The organism is Staphylococcus pettenkoferi (genome assembly GCF_002902685.1).
Lineage (GTDB): Bacteria > Bacillota > Bacilli > Staphylococcales > Staphylococcaceae > Staphylococcus > Staphylococcus pettenkoferi.
In genome coordinates, this window is record NZ_PPRN01000070.1 from 1 (window position 1) to 19325 (window position 19325).

Genomic DNA, 19325 nt, shown 5'->3' on the forward strand with positions numbered 1-19325 from the left:
AAACTATACTTTTCTATATCTTACACGCAGAGAGTAACCCTTGTCTATATAATTTATACAAAAACTTTAAATTGCTATCCATTGTTAAAAAATGTGGAAATTTATTTCTTATTTTTAAACTTTGCAATCAAGGTTCCTATGCCTACTAGTATGAGAGAAGTGATAATCCAACTGACTATAGTAATAATAACAATTTCTCTTCTTTCCTCTGTTGCTATTAGAATAAAATTTATTTCGGACTTATTAAATTATAATCAATAATCATTTCAAACCATTAAAAAAACCAAGTAAGCGATAATTGCTCACTTGGTTAATCAAAAACTCTTTTCATTTAGATTTATATTTCGTTTCCTTTCTCATCATATTTAGTAACATCACCATTTCCATCTACTTTATATGACCCACGTAAGGTGCCAGCTTTATCAGTATAAGAGAAGCCCCAACTACCATCTTCAGTTTTCTCAGGTTCTTTATAAGTATATTTATCTATATTGAGTTTATGTCCTTCATAATCTTCTACTTTATCAATTACATTATCACGGGTTACTTTACTTTCTCCCTTACTGCTTGATGAAGATGTTTGTGAACCAGAATCAGCCTCATCATCTTCGTCAAATTGTTTAGCTAAAACCTTTACATCTGGATCAGATGAGCTAACTAATTTATATACTTTACCATTATTTAAAATGCGTTCCGATTCACTTTTACTATAATCATCCTCCATCCAACGTTTATCTTGGAAATGACTAGGAACGGAGTACACGGTAATAGTACCATCATTGTTATTTGTGTAATACACTTGTCCCGCCGCAGTTACATCAGCAGATAAAAATTGCATACCATCAGGAAACTTAGCAGTAGCATTTTTATTATATGGATTTAAAGGCTCTTCAGAAACATCTTTATGAGAAAGTCCTGATACATTTGAATTCTTAATAACACTCATCCAAACTTGCGCATAAAATTCAGGGGTTTGAGTATTATTAGTATCTTCAGTTTGTTGTTGATTATTATCGGCTATATTAATCTTCTTCGCTACTTTATCTATATTTTTCTTTTCATTATATTTTGCCTCTAAATTTTTTATATGTAGTACTTTACCTTGTTGTTTAGCTTCATCGTAAGTAACCTTACTTTGAGAACCAAAAAGAATAATTTCTTTGTCACTCACACCAATAAGTGAAACACTATCAGGCTTAGATGGGTTAGTTTTATAAAACGTAACGTTGTCAGGAGTATTAGTAACAGAGCTAGAATCTTTTGTTAAAGTGAGATTAGAAACAGACTTCGTGTTATCACTGTTACCAATTTGAGGAGCGTCATACTCCCCATCTAACAATTCTTTCGCTGTAATAGAATACTTATCTGCTCCTGGTTCAAACAACGCCATCGCAATATGTTGTTTTTTATCAAATTTCTGTTCTTGATGTTTTGAAATATGAGATTTTGAATTGTCATCCTTAGATTTCGATGAATGATTTTTAGATGTTGAACCATTATCTTTATGAGATTTCTTATCTTCTGTTTTATGTGATGTTTCCTTTTTATCCTTATGATGTTTAGAATCATCATCGCCTTGGTTACATGCACCTAGTAGCAAAGTACTTCCTAGTAATGCACTAATTAAATATCTCTTTTTCATAAAAGCGTCTCCTTCATATTAAAGTTTAACTTGATGCTTAAATTATACTTTTCTAGAGAGACACTATATGTCCAATTGACTACCAATTCTACTGCCCTTTCATTCATTAAATTATTTCCTTTTCTACCTCAAAACAACGAAAACCCTGATGCTCTTAGTACCCAGCCTCTTGCCTACAAATTACTTTTCACTATTCTTTTTAAGAAGGTAGTTTAGATGTATTTTTCGAGCTATCATGATTAATAACGGTAAACTTAATATGAATAACGAGATATACATTTTAAAAGTCATAGTTGCTTATCTCCTTTAATTTATATATAGTTTAAGTGTAGAGAGGAGTCCTTAGGCTCCAGATACTACTTTTCTTGGTTATCTTTTTTGGTCGTTAGATAACCTAGATGCCAAATTCTAAGTTGTCTTATTAATGCTGGAATCATCATTATCTTAATTGTTAATGGTGATTTCAGCTTTTTTTGTATCAAGTGGTTTGTAATGGCCTACCTCTGATCACTTTAAATGAGTATACTTTTAACATTTATTATATAGTCAATAGTAAACGTTTATGCATACTTGATATGACCTCTTCTTCTAATAAATAAAAACAACAAAAACCCTGATGCCTCTAGGACACCAGGGTTCGCATTCATCATTATATGAAGTTGGATTAACCAATTGAGCCTTCCATTTCGAATTTGATAAGACGGTTCATTTCAACCGCATATTCCATTGGAAGTTCTTTAGTGAATGGTTCGATGAAGCCCATTACGATCATTTCAGTAGCTTCTTCTTCTGAAATACCGCGGCTCATCAAGTAGAATAATTGTTCTTCTGATACTTTAGATACTTTCGCTTCGTGTTCTAATGAGATGTTGTCGTTGAACACTTCATTGTAAGGGATAGTATCTGAAGTAGACTCGTTATCTAGGATTAATGTGTCACATTCGATGTTTGAACGTGCACCTTTCGCTTTACGTCCGAAGTGAACGATACCGCGATAGATAACTTTACCACCATTTTTAGAAATAGATTTAGAAACGATAGTTGAAGACGTATCTGGTGCTTTGTGAATCATCTTCGCACCTGCGTCTTGTACTTGTCCTTTACCTGCAAAGGCGATAGACAATGTACTACCTTTGGCACCACGACCGTTAAGCACACAGTTAGGATATTTCATTGTTAACTTAGAACCTAAGTTACCGTCTACCCATTCCATGTTACCGTTCTCGTGAACCATTGTACGTTTAGTTACTAAGTTATAAACGTTGTTAGCCCAGTTTTGGATTGTAGTATAACGTACGTGTGCATCTTTGTGTACGATGATTTCAACTACTGCTGAGTGTAGTGAGCTTGTAGTGTAAACTGGAGCTGTACAACCTTCAACGTAGTTTACTGAAGCGCCTTCATCAGCAATGATCAATGTACGTTCGAATTGACCCATGTTCTCAGAGTTAATACGGAAGTACGCTTGTAATGGTGTGTCTAATTTCACGTTTTTAGGAACGTAAATAAATGAGCCACCTGACCATACTGCTGAGTTTAATGCTGCGAATTTGTTGTCAGCAGCTGGCACTACTGATGCGAAGTATTCTTTGAATAAATCTTCGTGTTCTTTAAGCGCAGTATCTGTATCTTTGAAGATGATACCTTTCTCTTCTAGTTCTTTCTCCATGTTGTGGTAAACAACTTCTGATTCATATTGTGCAGATACACCTGCTAAATATTTCTGTTCTGCTTCAGGGATACCTAATTTATCAAATGTACGTTTGATTTCAGCTGGTACCTCGTCCCATGAACGTTGTGTACGTTCTGATGGTTTAACGTAGTACGTAATGTCATCGAAATCAAGTTCTGATAAATCGCCACCCCATTGTGGCATTGGCATCTTGTAGAACTGTTTCAATGCTTTAAGTCGGAAGTTAAGCATCCATTCAGGTTCTTTTTTCATATTTGAAATTTCTTTAACGACATTTTCAGTTAGACCACGTTCTGATCTAAAGATAGAAACGTCTTTCTCATGGAAACCATATTGGTATTCGCCAACATCAGGTGCTTTCTTAGCCATGATAATCACTCCTTTTATATTGTATCCACGACATTTACCTTGCGAGATCTATATCGAGATGCGGTGCATCTATACTTTAATCTTGTTGTTACTTCCTAGTGTGAATGGAATATTACACATTGTCAACGGCTGTAGACCGCTAAATTTATTCTGTTTTACCTTCTTTTTCTACTGTTCCCTTTTCAAGTGCTTTCCATGCAAGAGTGGCACATTTGATTCGTGCTGGGAACTGAGAAACACCTTGTAATGCCTCGATGTCTCCCATCTCTTCAGTGATTTCGTAATCTTCACCGAGCATCATTTTAGTAAACTCTTGACTCATACGCATTGCATCTGCGAGAGATTGACCTTTGACAGCCTCAGTCATCATTGAAGCACTAGACATTGAGATTGAGCAACCCTCGCCATCAAATTTAGCATCTTTAATCACGCCATCTTCAATATCGAATGTGAGATGGATGCGATCCCCACAAGTTGGGTTATTCATATCTACAGTCATAGAGCCATCTTCTACAGTCCCTTTGTTACGCGGGTTCTTGTAGTGATCCATGATAACTGAACGATATAACTGATCTAAATTGTTAAAATTCATATGAGAAAAACTCCTTCGTTTGCTTCAATGCGTGCACAAGTTGATCGACATCTTCTTTCGTATTATAAACGTAGAAGCTTGCACGTGCAGTTGAAGATTGACCTAACCATTTCATCAACGGTTGAGCACAATGGTGTCCGGCACGTACTGCTACACCTTCAGTATCTACTGCTGTAGCTACGTCATGAGGGTGGATGTCTGTAAAGTTAAAAGTAATCACGCCTGCACGTCGTTCTTTCGGAGGTCCATAGATTTCAAGACCTTCAATCGCATTCATTTGATCGTATGCATACTCTGTTAATTCTTTCTCATGTGCTTGAATTCCGTCAAAGCCAAGCTTTTCAAGATAACGAACAGCTTCAGCTAAGCCAATTGCTTCAGCAATAAGTGGTGTACCTGCTTCGAATTTCGTTGGTAGATCTGCCCATGACGCATCATATTTACTTACGAAGTCAATCATGTCGCCACCATATTCAATCGGTTCCATATCGAGTAACAAGTCTCTTTTACCATATAAGACACCGATACCTGTAGGACCGAGCATCTTGTGACCACTGAAGCTGAAGAAATCAACATCTAAGTCTTGGACGTCGATGTCCATATGAGGTGTAGATTGCGCACCGTCCACGCTGATCACTGCATCATGTGCATGTGCAATTTCAGCGATGGCTTTCACGTCGTTAATCGTACCCAACACGTTAGAAACGTGCGTAATAGCTACGATCTTCGTACGATCAGTAATCGTATCTTCGACATCCTCAATCTTAACTTCACCTTCTGGCGTCATCGGAATGAATTTCAACTGTGCATTCTTACGCTTAGCAAGCTCTTGCCAAGGAACGATATTCGCATGGTGTTCCATTTCAGTGACTACAATTTCGTCACCTTCCTCGACATTCGCATCACCGTAGCTACGCGCCACTAAGTTAATTGCTGCAGTCGTACCACGTGTGAAGACGATTTCTTCGAAGTATTGTGCATGGATAAAACGTCTTACCGTTTCACGCGCATTCTCATAACCATCTGTCGCAAGTGCGCCTAAAGTATGCACACCACGATGCACATTGGAGTTATAACGTTGGTAGTAATCAGAAATGACATCGATGACTTGTGATGGCGTTTGACTTGTCGCACTTGTATCTAAATATGCTAAACGTTTGCCGTTCACTTGTTGATTTAATATCGGAAAGTCTTTAATAATTTCGTTCACATTTAATGTTTCGGCCATTCTATTCACAGACCTTTCTTCATAGAATCATTCATTGAACTAACGCTCACATCACCGAATCTAAGAGTGAACTTCAAAGTGAGAACTCAGCGACATGTCCTGACGACTGTCGTCTTGACTTGTAGTCGCTCAGTTTCACTCAGTTCAACGTTTACTTATTGACTTTAAGTTCAATTACTTCACGAAGTTGACGTTTAACGTCTTCAATTGGTAATTCACGTACAACTGGATCTAAGAAACCATGAATAACGAGACGTTCTGCCTCGTGACGTGAAATACCACGACTCATCAAGTAGTACAATTGTTCAGGGTCTACACGACCTACTGACGCTGCGTGACCTGCTTCTACATCATCTTCGTCGATGAGTAAGATTGGGTTCGCGTCACCACGTGCTTTTTCAGAAAGCATTAAGACACGTGATTCTTGGTTCGCGATAGATTTCGTACCACCATGTTTGATGTGGCCTACACCGTTAAATACAGTAGATGCATTCTCGCGCATAACACCGTGTTTTAAAATGTAACCGTCTGTTTCTTGACCGTATTGAACAATCTTAGATGTTAAGTTCACTTTTTGACTACCTGTGCCGACAACTACTGATTTCAATTCACTAGTTGAACGATCACCGATTAAGTTTGTAGTGTTATCGATGATTTGACTACCATTGTTCATTAAACCAAGTGCCCAGTTGATTGACGCATCTGCATCAGCGTGACCACGACGGATGATATGACTTGTAAAGCCTTCATCTAAGTAGTCTACTGAACCGTAAGTGATATTTGAATTAGCGCCAGCAATCACTTCAGAAATAATGTTGACTTGGTTGTTATTACCTTCTGAGTTTGATAAATAGTTCTCAACGTAAGTCACTTCAGCGCTTTCTTCTGTAGCGATGATGACATGGTTGAAAAAGCTTGCTTTTTCATCGTCATGAAGTACCACGTATTGAATAGGATGTTCTACTACTACGTTTTTAGGTACATATACGAATAATCCGCCATTGATTAATGCTGTGTGTAAAGCAGTGAGACGGTGTTCATCGACATTTACTGCTTCAGTCATTAAATACTTTTTAACTAAATCAGGATGGTTAACGAGCGCTTCTGCTAAACCTTCCACAATTACGCCATCGTTCTTAGCTGATTCTGAAAGACGTGTGAACGCTGTTGAGTTATTGTGCTGAATCACAAGGTTCTCAGAGCGATCTACGTCGATAATACGTTTAATAGAATCAGGAAACTCTTCTAAAGTTTCGTAAGCGCCACCTGTTGTTTCAAGTTGTTGGAAAGAGTCAAAGTCCCATCTCTTAATCTTAGTCTTGTCTGGTCTTGGCATTTCTAAAGTTTCTGTTAATTTCAACGCCTCTTTACGTAAATCTGTAAGCCATGAAGGTTCATTATGGGCTTGTGAATATTCAACAAGTTGCGCTTCAGAAATGTTTAAAGTTTCAGTCGTCATACTTTATTTCCTCCCATTTGATGATATTCAGTTTGTCATCTCTCTTAAACAATAGACTTGAATTGAGTCTTATTCTGCAGCACCAAACTCTTCTTTAACCCATTCGTAACCTTCGTCTTCAAGACGTTTAGCAAGTTCAGGTCCACCAGTCTTAACAATCTTACCGCCATACATTACGTGTACTTGGTCTGGTGTAATGTAGTTTAATAGACGTTGATAGTGAGTGATGATAAGTGAACCAAATTCGTCACCGCGCATTTCGTTGATACCTTTAGATACAACTTTCAATGCGTCGATATCTAAACCTGAGTCGATTTCGTCAAGGATAGCGAACTTAGGTTGTAACATCATAAGTTGAAGAATTTCGTTACGTTTCTTCTCACCGCCAGAGAAACCTTCGTTAAGGTAACGTTGCGCCATATTAGGATCGATATCTAAGAATTCCATTTCTTTATCTAATTTCTTGATGAATTGCATCAAGTTGATTTCGTCGCCTTCTTCACGTTTCGCATTGATTGCTGATCTCATGAAGTCTGCGTTAGTCACACCAGTGATTTCTGATGGATATTGCATAGCTAAGAATAAACCAGCTTTCGCACGTTCATCTACATCAAGTTCTAATACATTCACGCCATCTAATAATACTTCACCTTGAGTCACTTCGTACGTTGGGTGACCCATAATTGCTGAAGAAAGCGTAGATTTACCTGTACCGTTAGGTCCCATTACCGCATGAATTTCGCCAGCATTAATTGTTAAATTGACACCTTTTAAAATCTCTTTATCCTCAATAGACACATGTAGGTCTTTAATTTCTAATGTTGATGGCATACATATTCCCTCCGTAATATATAATCTGATTTCTTGACTAGTTTATAATAATTTTAATCTGTCGTCAAAATACTAAGCCTCTGTTTCACCCATTTATTATAACGCAGTTCCAAAGCAATATAAACCATTCGGCGCCTTAATTTAAAATTATTATTAAAAAGATAGGATTTTAAAATAGAAGTGGCGAAAAGTTGACAACTGATAAAACTATTGTTGGTGTTCTCAATGGCGTGGAGGAATTTTGTGGAGGGAGAGGGATTGATGTGTTTAAGAAATTCCTTTTACCATGCTTTCTAATTCATAAAGCTTTCTATACAGAATAAGTTATTCATAAATTTCTGGTTCTTTATATTCATTACGATGTGTCCATTTTCCCTTACCTTGATTAAACACACCTATACCTTTATTTCTAAACATATGACCATCAGGGATATCATCTTTCTTTATTTCATCAGAAACTAAACTATCGAATATTTTTCTAATATCGCTAACATGTGCTAACTCCAATTGTTGTTCTTGCATTGATAAATATTGGTTAACTAAACTTTTAAATCTATTGCGTTCACCGTTAAGTGCATCAGCGATTTCATTCTTCATACTTTCTACGTTCTCAATTTCGTTAGTACTTTGTAGTTCTTCAATTAATAAATGCTTTATTAGTGAAATCTGATGTATCCATGGCAAGTTTACTTATATTTTTAAACAGCCCATAAAATTGATTTAGTTTATCTGACAATAAACGGTTAACGTCGCAGAATAAAGTATAGTTCACTTGAGTAAGCTGCCTACCATCTTGAATAGGTTGTATTTCAACATGAGTAGTATACGTTGAATAACTATGTAATCGCATTTGGTACTCCTTTTTCATGTTTTCTTTTCCAGACATATGAAATATTGTCTTTAAAGTTTTGCACTCCAAGTTTTATTTCCCCTCCTTTTCTAGTAAACTTTTAAATTAGCGTAATTGATTATAATATAAAAATACAGATTAAATTAGAGTATCTTAATATTGTCACCTATTCCAGATTTGAGATACATCTCTTCTGATATTTATATCGCAATACTATCTACTCATATTCTATGATACCTAATATTTTTGCGAAACGAGGTATTGTTAATGTCAAAAAGAAAACTTTTCCTATACATATCATTAGTTGTTATCGCCACCCTTTTAATCACAGGCTATATTTTGCACAAAAAGAAAAAAGAGCATTTCATTCAAACACAGGAAAAACGGATAGGTTTGTATTTTAAGCATAATCTTAAAAATTACAAATCAATGCAGATAACAAAGATTGAAAAAAATCCAATGGGAGGTTATTTCATCGACGGATACGTTAATAACGATAAACGATATGATTTTAGTGCGTTAATTTCAGCATCTGATTATCATCAATTTAATGGCGATATTAGCTATGATCATTATCTAGAAAGATTATTTTATTACGATGATCCTAAGAACGAATTAAAACCAAATGAAATCATTAAATGTAAACACTTGAATAAAGAAAATTATGAAGCTGATCCACCTATCTTCTGGGGATTTGAATCACTTAAAGAATTAACTAAATGACTTTTTGAAAAACTAGATGAACGTCGCCTCCCGATTCACTCCCCCTATTCAAAACGCTCCACACCTGCGATAGATGTGGAGCGTCTTTATGTCATTTAATTATTCTGCTGGTACAACAGCACCATCGTATTTCTTATTAATATAATCTTTGACTTCTTTAGATTGAAGAGCTTTCACGAGTTCTTTCACTTTCTTATCGTCTTTGTGGCCTTTTTGAACCGCAATTAAGTTAGCGTAAGGATTATCTTCTGCTTTTTCTAAAGCAATTGAATCTTTTTTCGGACTTAACTTTTGGTCAATCGCAAAGTTAGAGTTGATGATAACTGCATCAGCATCTTGATTTTGATAAATTTTTGGAAGATATTCTGCTGCTTGTTGATGATTAAATTTCAAATCTTTCTTGTTCTCAGTGATATCTTTGAAAGTTGCATCTTGAATTTTAACGCCGTCTTTCAATTTAATCAGTCCTTCGTCAACGAAGAATTTCAAGAATCGACCTTGTTCCGCTGGGTTGTTTGAAACGTAGATTGTGGCACCTTTTGGTAACTCTTTTAAGCTTTTATACTTTTTAGAGTACACAGCCATTGGTTCTAAGTGAACGTTACCTGCTGATTCGATTTTATAGCCTTTATCTTTACTTTCTTTATTTAAATATGGCGTGTGTTGGAAGAAGTTCGCATCAATTTCGCCCTTATCCAATAACTTATTCGGCATTGTATAGTCATTAATTTCTTTAACTTTGAGTTTATAGCCCTTTTTCTCTAAAATAGGTTGCGCTTTTTTAAGAATCTCAGCATGTGGCGCAGGAGATGCTCCTACTGTAATCGTCTTGTCATCTGACTTTCCACACGCAGCAAGTGCAAGCATTAATACTGCAATCAATGTAAATGTTAATAGTTTTTTCATGTTGATTTCCCCTTTTTATATTATCTTTTATCAATTCTGTTAGTGAAAAAGTCACCGATATATTGAATGATAAATACTATGATTAAAATAAATACTGTTGAAACGAGAATGACATCGTTCTGATTTCGCGTGAAACCTGTGAGATAAGCTAAGTTACCTAAACCACCAGCACCGATCACACCAGCAATCGCTGTCGAACCGACGAGTGCAATCGCCGTCACCGTGATACCAGATACTAAGGCTGGCATCGCTTCAGGTAAGAGCACTTTACGTATAACCGTCGTCGTGCTCGCACCCATGGACCAAGCTGCTTCGATAACCCCTTTATCGATCTCTTTAAAAGCAATCTCGACAAGTCGTGCATAGAATGGCGCTGCTCCTATAATTAGCGCAGGCAATGCACCTGTTGGCCCACTAATTGTCCCTAATACCAAACTTGTAAATGGTATCAAGATCAGAATAAGTATGATAAACGGTATCGCTCGGAACAAGTTAACAATAAACGAGATCACACTATAAAATACACGCGCCAATGGTGATTTGCTTCTAGCTGAAATAAAGAGCAACACCCCAAGTATCAAGCCGAGAATAAAGGCAAAAATGGTTGAAACGATCGTCATATAAAGTGTTTCATAGGTTGCGACCCAAACTTCAGACCAGTCGACATTTGGCATCGTAATCATCTCGTGGAGAATTTCATTAAGTGACTTACCCATGTCGAATCACCTCCACTGCTACATGTTGTCGACTCAAGCCATCTTTAAATTGTTCAAACTGAGCGTCTGAAACTTCTGTAAGGTGTAACACGAGATAACCAAGCGCACCTGATTTCGTCTGTTTCACGCTACCTTCAAGAATATTGATATCAATATCCAATGTGCGTGTAATATATGACACGATAGGTTCTGTCGTATTATCACCTGTAAAGTTTAATCGAACGACGTAATCATCCGGAGCAATATGTATATATCGATCCACGGATTCATCGATTTCATCACTTAAGTCGTCCTTTACAAATCTGCGTGTGACTGCATGTTGCGGATTCTCAAAGACTTCAGTGACTTTACCTTGTTCGATGACTTTACCATTTTCCATTACAGCCACCTCATCACAAACACGACGAATGACCTGCATCTCGTGTGTGATAATCACGATAGTCAAATTTCTCTTCTTCTTGATTTCTAACAGTAAATCAAGAATTTCATCTGTCGTTTGCGGATCAAGCGCACTCGTCGCTTCGTCACACAACAGTACTGACGGCTCATTAGCTAACGCACGAGCAATCCCTACACGCTGTTTCTGTCCTCCTGATAGCTCTGATGGATAGGCGTTACCTCTGCCTTCCAATCCTACAAGTTCGACAAGCTCACGTGCATGATGACGGGCTTGTACTTTACCCATTCCTGCTATTTCAAGAGGAAACATAATATTCTCTATTACCGTACGTGACCATAATAAGTTGAAATGTTGGAAGACCATGCTGACATCTTGACGTTTACGTCGTAACATTGTCTTTGAAAGCTGCCCCATATTATCTCCGTCGATAATCACGTCACCTGATGTAGGTGTCTCTAAGTAATTGAGTAAGCGCACGAGCGTACTTTTACCTGCACCTGAGAAACCAATGACACCAAAGATCGTACCGGATGGAATCGTCAAATCAACGTGATCGACTGCCGTCACATCGTGTTTCTTAGTCTTATACCGCTTCACGAGCTGTTTAATTTCAATCACTGTAGTCCCTCCTCTAATATTCTTAATGATGTAGATTAATGTTGCGTTGCTAGTTATCATCGTTGTTTCAATGGACTACTTCTTTCAGTTAGTAAAATGAGTTCGTTCGAGCCTGCCACTTATAAATAAGTTGTATATTTCAAATTATTAAAAATATTGTGTTATTTATTAAACGCATTATCTGCCATCTCAATGACTACTCATCTTCAACAACTCAAAGGAGTGTAGAATGTTAACCAATAAAAAAACTTTCTCTTATAAGATAAAAAGAGAAAGCATCCTACCTTCTCTCATCTTCAAAAGCCGATAAGCTTTATGTGAATTGGCACCATTTTTGTAACAGACGGTTGCCGGGTTTCGTAGGGCACATCCCTCCACCACTCTTGATAAGAGCAATCGCAATATTAAGTTGTATTAATCCTACCACTATTCACAATCCCCGTCAACTACTATTTTAAATTTTCTAACAAGTACGGAACAGACTGGAATGCGTATATGCGCTTAAGTTCTTGATCTTTTGACATAATCAATAATACAGGAACAGATTGAATTTCAAATTCTTGAGCAAAATCTGGATGCAAATTCAAATCAATCTTCGTTATCGGTAGCTGTACCATCTCATTCGCCACATCTAGCATTCGTTCTGATACTTTACACGTACCACATGTCGGTGTGTAGCCGAATATGAGATGTTTATCTTGATGAACATTTTGTTTCGGATCGATAATTTTTTCTTTCTTCTGTATCATGTTAATAAACTTACCCTTTCAAACATTTGATCTATTTCTTCTTGAATTGTTTCATCTTCGTCTTTGACCTCAAAACCGTGACGTTCCAACACACGCGCTAAATAATCTTTCGGACAACGCGCAACTTCACGATATTGGCGGTCAATGTATATATGGTGACTTTCACTTAAATAATGTTTAAACCAACTTCTAATCTTACGTCCTTCGTCATCTGCGTCCGCTAAGACGTAAATCGTTTGCCCTTCGTAGTCGTCAATAATTTGATCAACTTTATCTACGCTCATCGTTCCATGTGTACAAATAATATGCAGAGGTTCATCGATGACTTCCTGCACACGCTGCTTGTCCGTCTTACCTTCCACAATCATTACTTTGTTTACTACAGCCACATCGGTCACCTTCTTTAACAATGTTTGGGAAACGCTACTTAGTTTTTAACATATCTTGCGCAAAGTAAACATTATTACAGCATTACAGCTCGTGACAATTACGAGTGGGGCAGTTATAGAAAAAGAGTAGAACGTCATCCACCATTCTCTCAAGAATTTGAATCGACATTCTACTCTCACATCTACTCATTGAGTTGTTGCCCACTCTAAATCGTTGAACATCAGCAAAGATACAATATCATATGTGTAAAACATAATTTTCAATACACTCATGTTCAACTCAAGACGCAACAACTTAACATAGTTACTTTATAAGTAATTATGTACGTAACTCAACTTTCGTCGTATTATTCACCAATCATTTCTGAATAGTCGTCAGCTGACATTAAGTCGTCTAATTGGCTTTCATCGCTGATTTCAACTTTAACCATCCAAGCTTTTTCGTATGGAGATTCATTAACGAATTCTGGGCTGTCTTCTAACTCGTCATTTGTTTCTGTTACTTTACCAGCAACTGGTGCGTATAATTCTGAAACTGTCTTAACAGATTCAACACTACCAAATGTGTCGCCTACTTCGATTTCGTCATCGACTTCTGGTAACTCAACAAAGACGATATCTCCTAATTCGTTCTGTGCATATTCAGTAATACCAATAGTAACTGTGTTTCCTTCAACCTTTACCCATTCATGGTCTTTAGAATACTTTAATTCACTCGGTACTGCCACGAGATCCCCTCCTATAAACTTTATTGTACATATTTATGATGCCATATAGATGCTTCACAAGCAAGATTTTCTATTAATCTTGTGAATATTTCCAAGCGCATGACATCGCATGAGCTAAGTAATGAGACGCATGGTTATCGTCTCGGAAAGCGATTTCAAATCATCGTTTAATTATCGCTATTAGATTAACAATTAGTTAACCCATACATCTTGATATTGTTGTTCGTTAAATCCAACTGTGACTTTATCGTCCATGACTGCGAGCGGACGTTTAATCAACATGCCGTCTGATGCTAATAGTTCGAGTTTCTCGTCATAAGACAAGTCCTGTAATTTATCTTTCAAATTAAGTTCACGGTATTTCGCACCGTGTGTGTTAAAGAATTTATTGACATCTAGATCTGATGATTCCACAATTTCTTTAAGTTCAGAATATGTAGGTGTATGTTGTACAATATCAATAGGTTCGAAACTTACGCCATAATCCTGTAAGAACTTTGCAGCTTTTTTACAAGTTGTACAGTTTGAGTATTGGTAAAATCTAATCATGTATGAACCTCCTATTTTTATAATCTTTATTCCAATATATCAAATTTAAATGAGAAATGCTTTAATTTATAAGCCTAATTTTTTCTTTATAACCTCGATTCAGTTATAATATAATCACGATTTCAAGTAAAAGGAGAGCATAGACATGAAAGCAATTCATTCTACAGATGCATTTAACCAAGCGATTAATAGTGACAATCCTGTCATCGTGAAATTCGAGGCAGATTGGTGCCCAGATTGCAAAGCAATGGATATGTGGATTGACCCTATCGTTGAGAAATACAACGATTACGAATGGTACGTCGTTAACCGTGACGAACTAGAAGATGTAGTTACTGCTAACGATGTCATGGGTATTCCTAGTATTCTCGTATTCAAGAACGGCGAGAAGTTGAGTCACTTACATTCAGCGAATGCGAAATCTCCAGAACAAGTTGAAGATTTCTTAGCTGACACATTTAAATAAAATGTGTATCACATATATCTTTACCTAAAGTGACACAATATAAACAATGGCGAGTGAAAAGATGGGGTAACGCCCACTTTCACTCGCCATTTTATGATATCGATTAATATTCAGTGATTAAGTTCTTCATACGACGTTTACGGTGTGACACTCTGTCTTCCATATCAGTAAGATAAAGGAAACCAACTAAGTCTTCACTATCTTTCACACCTAATGTGTATCTCACTTCAGGCATAAAGATGTACTGTGGAGACTTCCAGCAAGTACCAATGCCCGCTTCATGAAGCAATAACATTAAGTTTTGAGCGAAAGCACCAAACGCCATATAGTTCTCTAAATTCTGTTTCTGACGTGGATCTTTCTGAACGATTAATGCGAGCATACCACCTAAGTTTGTCACATTATCATAGTGATCTTTCTTCTTATCATCGTCGCCTTTAAATGCATATTGACCAATATCTTGACTCATTTGACCGAGTCGATCTTTCGAAATATGCACAACTCTCCAAGGCTCTCTCATCTTATGGTTAGGTGCGTCTGTAGCACGCTCAATCGCTTGATATAAAGCATCGTCATCTATATGCATGTCACGTTTAAATTTCTTTCTACTTCTTCTATTTGCAATAGCTTCTTGTAGTTCCATAATTGATCGCCCTTCCGTAAGTGATAATCTTTTTCAATTATAGTGCAAGATATTTTCATTTTCAACTTAACGATAATCTTTCAGTGCACGACGTAAATCTTTGACCTGAACTTGGCCAGGTGCTTGTGGCGTTTCTAAACAACCGTAAGAAATACTTCCACCAAACACACCCGTAGCTAATCGTGAAACTTTACCTAAATCGCCCATCGCGATACCTATCACTTGTTCAGAGACAGTCGCACTCGTTTGATGCATGGCAGACATAAGCGTTAACACATCTTCTGGAGTTCGAGGCATCACTGCGATTTTAAGCATATCACCACCACATTGATGCATTTTATAATACAGGAAGCGTAGCGTCTCAAGATTCGGTGTTTCAGTAAAGTTGTGATGTGAAATAATGACTTTCACTTGATGCTTGTGTGCCTCATTCACCAACTTCTGCACGTCTGTTGGAGAAGCATGCTCGTCAAACTCAATATCAATGTAGTTTGGTTGATGCTTGGCGAGGGCACGGATAATCTGACCATATTCTGTCTCTGATGCGTTGCCCTTTCCGCCTTGCTGAGTTGTGCGATATGTCACAAGCACTTCCTTCTCCGGCACTGCCTCACGCAATATCTTTAACATTTGTTGATAGGCTTCTACGTCGAATTCTGGCCACTGATCAACGCGTAACTCAACAATATCAAAGTTAGCCTGTTCGTGTTGTAATCGTTGAGTCAACTTTCGGTCTAGTTGATAGTCAGGTGCTATCGTTACGGCAATTTGAACCTCTTGCATAACGCCACGTCCTTATCATTGGAATTACGCTTATTATAACGTATCTACGTTTGTACACCAACGCGTAAACTTGTCGGCACAACTGCGGTTAGACGTTGGCTTATTTTAAAAAAGTTGAGCGAACAGAAGCGTTTACCATACTTAGACGTTTGCTTATTTTAAAAAAGTTGAGCGAACAGAGGGCTTCTCAAACACTTATGTGAATCAATCAATGATTAACGATGGAACATTCAGGGTAGAAGATAACTATAATCAATTGAGGAGGTTATACAACATGGCAGTTAAATACGAAACAAAAGCAACAAACACTGGTGGACGTAACGGACACGTTCAAACAGATGATAAAGCAATAGATGTAGCGGTAATTCCTCCAGATCAAGCAGATGCTGAAAAAGGTACAAATCCTGAACAATTATTCGCAGCAGGTTATGCTTCATGCTTTAATGGTGCATTCGATTTAATCTTGAAACAAAACAAAGTAAGAGATGCGAAACCGGAAGTAACATTAACAGTACGTTTAGAAGATGACCCAGATGCTGAAAGTCCTAAATTAGGCGTAGACATTGATGCTAAAGTTAAGAATGTCTTATCACAAGAAGACGCTGAAAAATATTTACAAGAAGCACATGACTTCTGTCCATATTCTAAAGCAACACGCGGTAATATCGACGTGAACTTAAACGTGACAGTAGAAGACTAATCTCATAGAACGTTAATACCCTGTTCTTCACCTTTCGAAGGGAAGAACAGGGCTTTTTTCATTTTCTCATCTTATGCTGGTTGTCTTGATGCACAATCTTACCGTTTATTCGTCTTCATCTTTCCGAGAAAGAATACTTAAACTCACACATAAGATTGTAAACGCAATAAGGACAAGCAGTATAAGCGAAACAATAATCATCATTAGTGCTTCCACTATACGCGCACCCCTCTTTAATATGTGAGCAACCTTTCTCATTATAGCACACTTTAATTGCGTTTTAATCCGCTCATTCAGAGTCTTTTACCATTACAGCAAGTGTTAATAGTCGACGTTGCTTTGTCATATAAGTTAATCTTAAAGTAAATGGATTCTTATTTTAAAAGTACATTTTTTCGATTATGTTACAAATTAACATTGCTACGCTAAATAAGTTGAATTATTATTAAACGTAGATACAATAGAGTTTAACACTAGATTTATTTCTTGTGAGGCGAGAACAATGAGTACGATTCATGAACTAAACCTTAATGATTTGGCTGACTATCAGCGCTTAGTTACTGAAGCAATACATAATGAACATTTCGTATATGCGTGGGGATTGTACGACGAATCACATATCCCTCCCGACTATCTTGACCATCTGCTTTCTCAAGATAACCCAGTAGAAAAGGTCATTGGCCTACACGTGGACGATGAGCTTGTAGGTGTAGCAACACTCATCAATTCTCATGTCTATGGTTTAAGACATAAAGCTATCTTGCAGAATATGTGTGTAAAAATGATTGATCACTACGCATCCCAAGAACTTGCAGATGACTTAATGAAGTACATCATTCAATACTGCCAAGAGAGAGACATTGAAATTCTGATGACTTCGATTGCCTCAAATAATATCAGCGCTAAAATCTTCTATCGAAATTATAATTTTGAAACGTTAGGCGTCGAAAAACATGCGCGTAAACTTGGTACACGTTATATCGATGAGCACTGGCTAGTGAGTGATATTAAAAAGTAATGTTATATAATTTAGTCTTACTTAAATTATAAAGTATAACGTTCCTTGCAATTAAGCGAGCGAAACCTTATGATTTGAGTATATTTAAACGTGCAGATTATGAGAAATACGAGCACAGAGAGGACAACATTATGACGAACAAGACCACAATCTTTTCTTTATTTCTATCCTTATTAGCCCTTGTTTTTCCATTTTTAATCTTTGATGAAATCGTGACGACGCCGTTTCAAATTATCATGGCAATATTGATATTAATTGCGATTTTTGCCATTAACTTTTATAGCGCACTGCGCGGAGACAGAGCGATCAATGTCTTTGCAGCTATCGTCACTTTAATCGCTCTATTCTTATTTACTATTCCTTTGTGGCGTTACATTTTCTAGTTTTTCAAAGAGAAATTACCTATCACAATAGGCACTTTCTCGATATTAAAGTGTCGGAAAATTATTGATACTCACAACATAAATGTCCGTCACTGTTTAATACATTTATCAATGGGTATAACTAATTGACTAAGTCACAATTCCGAGGAGTGTAAATTAAGAATGAGAGAAGAAAAATGTTGTTACGTCAACCCTGAGAAAGTATCTCTCGATTGGGAATGCTTAGTCGTTAGCAGACGTGACATGATCTTAGATGGTTTACCTATCGAGCTCATTAATGCTTGGATGAACCGTCATTTACTCGAACCTTTTTCAATTCGTAATAATGAAATTAACTTTAAAACGCAAGATATCCGACATGCACTCGAAGTACAGAATTGGTATTACGAGTAATTGTTAAGCACAATTAATATCATCATAAATACTAATCGCACGCTTGGCATATTCTAACATATCACGCTCTACATACTTCGCACTAAAGTAGTTAAATAGTGAATGTGCACAAGTTTCTTCAATAGGAAACTCGCTATCAGTGTGGACGTGATGTGCGATATAACCTAACGGGGTATCATCTTCCAGAAATCTATAAATAAATTCATAAAATGTCATACTCATGCCCCTTTCTTGTATAAAGAATCGACTAGTGTATATTTATCTTATCATCTATCATATCAGAGTTTCTGAAATTGTCTATACGAGAATCAGCGGGCTGAAAGTATAGAAATGCTATACCCCTATTCATGATGCGATTAGTCAAGACTTTAAAATTTTGTGAATATTTCATTAAATTTAGTTTTACTTTAGTTATTTAGTTAAAGTGAATGAAGAATTTTATTATTCAACTTAAAAAGCACGTCTTCCCTAACTATGCATTGACATAATTAAGGAAG

Annotated in this window: 23 protein-coding genes and 1 riboswitch; of the genes, 6 read left to right on the top strand and 17 right to left on the bottom strand. The window is 36.8% G+C overall.

The features are described from left to right. Positions 1–337: 337 nt before the first annotated feature. From CD126_RS12240 to CD126_RS11090, 7 genes are all read right to left on the bottom strand, one after another. Positions 338–1642 carry a hypothetical protein gene (locus tag CD126_RS12240; protein ID WP_053092833.1) on the bottom strand — a complete coding sequence of 435 codons (1305 nt, stop codon included), beginning with the start codon at positions 1640–1642 and terminating at the stop codon, positions 338–340. 664 nt (positions 1643–2306) lie between these two features. Continuing rightward, entirely contained in the window at positions 2307–3704 is a 1398-nt protein-coding gene (sufB, locus tag CD126_RS11065; RefSeq protein WP_049406548.1) for a Fe-S cluster assembly protein SufB, read from the bottom strand. 145 nt (positions 3705–3849) lie between these two features. Next, the gene (gene sufU / locus CD126_RS11070) at positions 3850–4296 is read right to left on the bottom strand and encodes a Fe-S cluster assembly sulfur transfer protein SufU (protein ID WP_002471460.1); all 447 of its coding nucleotides are present in this window, start codon (positions 4294–4296) and stop codon (positions 3850–3852) included. Then, the gene (locus CD126_RS11075; protein WP_049406546.1) at positions 4286–5524 is read right to left on the bottom strand and encodes a cysteine desulfurase; all 1239 of its coding nucleotides are present in this window, start codon (positions 5522–5524) and stop codon (positions 4286–4288) included. Before CD126_RS11075 ends, sufU begins: the two co-directional genes overlap by 11 nt. A gap of 151 nt (positions 5525–5675) precedes the next feature. Beyond that, entirely contained in the window at positions 5676–6983 is a 1308-nt protein-coding gene (sufD, locus tag CD126_RS11080; RefSeq protein ID WP_049406544.1) for a Fe-S cluster assembly protein SufD, read from the bottom strand. A gap of 69 nt (positions 6984–7052) precedes the next feature. Continuing rightward, positions 7053–7814, bottom strand: a complete 762-nt coding sequence (gene sufC / locus CD126_RS11085) for a Fe-S cluster assembly ATPase SufC (protein ID WP_002471459.1) — start codon at positions 7812–7814, stop codon at positions 7053–7055. 324 nt (positions 7815–8138) lie between these two features. Then, entirely contained in the window at positions 8139–8411 is a 273-nt protein-coding gene (locus tag CD126_RS11090; RefSeq protein WP_049406542.1) for a hypothetical protein, read from the bottom strand. A gap of 520 nt (positions 8412–8931) precedes the next feature. On the opposite strand from CD126_RS11090, the gene CD126_RS11100 reads away from it, so the two are divergent. Beyond that, positions 8932–9387 (top strand): DUF1433 domain-containing protein, encoded by a 456-nt coding sequence (locus tag CD126_RS11100; protein WP_169931281.1) that lies wholly within the window; start codon positions 8932–8934, stop codon positions 9385–9387. A 99-nt stretch (positions 9388–9486) separates the two neighbouring features. On the opposite strand, the gene CD126_RS11105 is transcribed toward CD126_RS11100, so the two are convergent. From CD126_RS11105 to CD126_RS11135, 7 genes are all read right to left on the bottom strand, one after another. After that, positions 9487–10293, bottom strand: coding sequence for a MetQ/NlpA family ABC transporter substrate-binding protein (locus CD126_RS11105; protein ID WP_103370505.1), 807 nt, complete (start codon positions 10291–10293; stop codon positions 9487–9489). A 20-nt stretch (positions 10294–10313) separates the two neighbouring features. Next, positions 10314–11009 carry a methionine ABC transporter permease gene (locus CD126_RS11110; protein WP_049406536.1) on the bottom strand — a complete coding sequence of 232 codons (696 nt, stop codon included), beginning with the start codon at positions 11007–11009 and terminating at the stop codon, positions 10314–10316. Then, entirely contained in the window at positions 11002–12027 is a 1026-nt protein-coding gene (locus tag CD126_RS11115; RefSeq protein WP_002472306.1) for a methionine ABC transporter ATP-binding protein, read from the bottom strand. Before CD126_RS11115 ends, CD126_RS11110 begins: the two co-directional genes overlap by 8 nt. A 287-nt stretch (positions 12028–12314) precedes the next feature. Further along, positions 12315–12420, bottom strand: a riboswitch (SAM riboswitch). Between the two features lie 56 nt (positions 12421–12476). After that, complete coding sequence (locus tag CD126_RS11120) at positions 12477–12776, bottom strand: thioredoxin family protein (RefSeq protein WP_049406533.1); 300 nt, start codon at positions 12774–12776, stop codon at positions 12477–12479. Beyond that, complete coding sequence (locus CD126_RS11125) at positions 12773–13165, bottom strand: toprim domain-containing protein (RefSeq protein WP_049406531.1); 393 nt, start codon at positions 13163–13165, stop codon at positions 12773–12775. The genes CD126_RS11120 and CD126_RS11125 overlap by 4 nt, the downstream gene beginning before the upstream one ends. A 347-nt stretch (positions 13166–13512) precedes the next feature. Further along, a complete protein-coding gene (gene gcvH, locus CD126_RS11130) occupies positions 13513–13893 on the bottom strand; it encodes a glycine cleavage system protein GcvH (RefSeq protein ID WP_002472285.1) in 381 nt (126 codons plus the stop codon). Positions 13894–14085: 192 nt separating this feature from the next. Then, positions 14086–14442 (bottom strand): arsenate reductase family protein, encoded by a 357-nt coding sequence (locus tag CD126_RS11135; RefSeq protein ID WP_002472298.1) that lies wholly within the window; start codon positions 14440–14442, stop codon positions 14086–14088. A 145-nt stretch (positions 14443–14587) separates the two neighbouring features. Between CD126_RS11135 and CD126_RS11140 the strand changes: the two genes are divergently transcribed. Continuing rightward, on the top strand, positions 14588–14908 hold the full coding sequence (locus tag CD126_RS11140; protein WP_049406529.1) for a thioredoxin family protein: 321 nt from the start codon (positions 14588–14590) through the stop codon (positions 14906–14908). 103 nt (positions 14909–15011) lie between these two features. On the opposite strand, the gene CD126_RS11145 is transcribed toward CD126_RS11140, so the two are convergent. Together CD126_RS11145 and aroD are read right to left on the bottom strand one after the other, a co-directional pair. Next, the gene (locus CD126_RS11145; RefSeq protein ID WP_103370506.1) at positions 15012–15551 is read right to left on the bottom strand and encodes a nitroreductase family protein; all 540 of its coding nucleotides are present in this window, start codon (positions 15549–15551) and stop codon (positions 15012–15014) included. A 66-nt stretch (positions 15552–15617) separates the two neighbouring features. Beyond that, positions 15618–16334 carry a type I 3-dehydroquinate dehydratase gene (gene aroD / locus CD126_RS11150; RefSeq protein ID WP_049406527.1) on the bottom strand — a complete coding sequence of 239 codons (717 nt, stop codon included), beginning with the start codon at positions 16332–16334 and terminating at the stop codon, positions 15618–15620. Positions 16335–16608: 274 nt separating this feature from the next. Between aroD and CD126_RS11155 the strand changes: the two genes are divergently transcribed. The 4 genes from CD126_RS11155 to CD126_RS11170 all read left to right on the top strand — a co-directional run bounded on the left by CD126_RS11155 (position 16609) and on the right by CD126_RS11170 (position 18828). Further along, positions 16609–17034, top strand: coding sequence for an organic hydroperoxide resistance protein (locus tag CD126_RS11155; protein ID WP_002472288.1), 426 nt, complete (start codon positions 16609–16611; stop codon positions 17032–17034). A gap of 502 nt (positions 17035–17536) precedes the next feature. After that, positions 17537–18052: a GNAT family N-acetyltransferase gene (locus CD126_RS11160; RefSeq protein WP_049406525.1), complete on the top strand. Its 516-nt coding sequence runs from the start codon at positions 17537–17539 to the stop codon at positions 18050–18052. 131 nt (positions 18053–18183) lie between these two features. Further along, entirely contained in the window at positions 18184–18435 is a 252-nt protein-coding gene (locus CD126_RS11165) for a hypothetical protein (protein WP_002472304.1), read from the top strand. Positions 18436–18597: 162 nt separating this feature from the next. Beyond that, on the top strand, positions 18598–18828 hold the full coding sequence (locus tag CD126_RS11170; RefSeq protein WP_049406523.1) for a hypothetical protein: 231 nt from the start codon (positions 18598–18600) through the stop codon (positions 18826–18828). Between the two features lie 3 nt (positions 18829–18831). Here CD126_RS11170 and CD126_RS11175 read toward each other — a convergent pair whose 3' ends face one another. Then, positions 18832–19044, bottom strand: coding sequence for a YozE family protein (locus tag CD126_RS11175; RefSeq protein ID WP_049406522.1), 213 nt, complete (start codon positions 19042–19044; stop codon positions 18832–18834). Between the last annotated feature and the right edge of the window lie 281 nt (positions 19045–19325).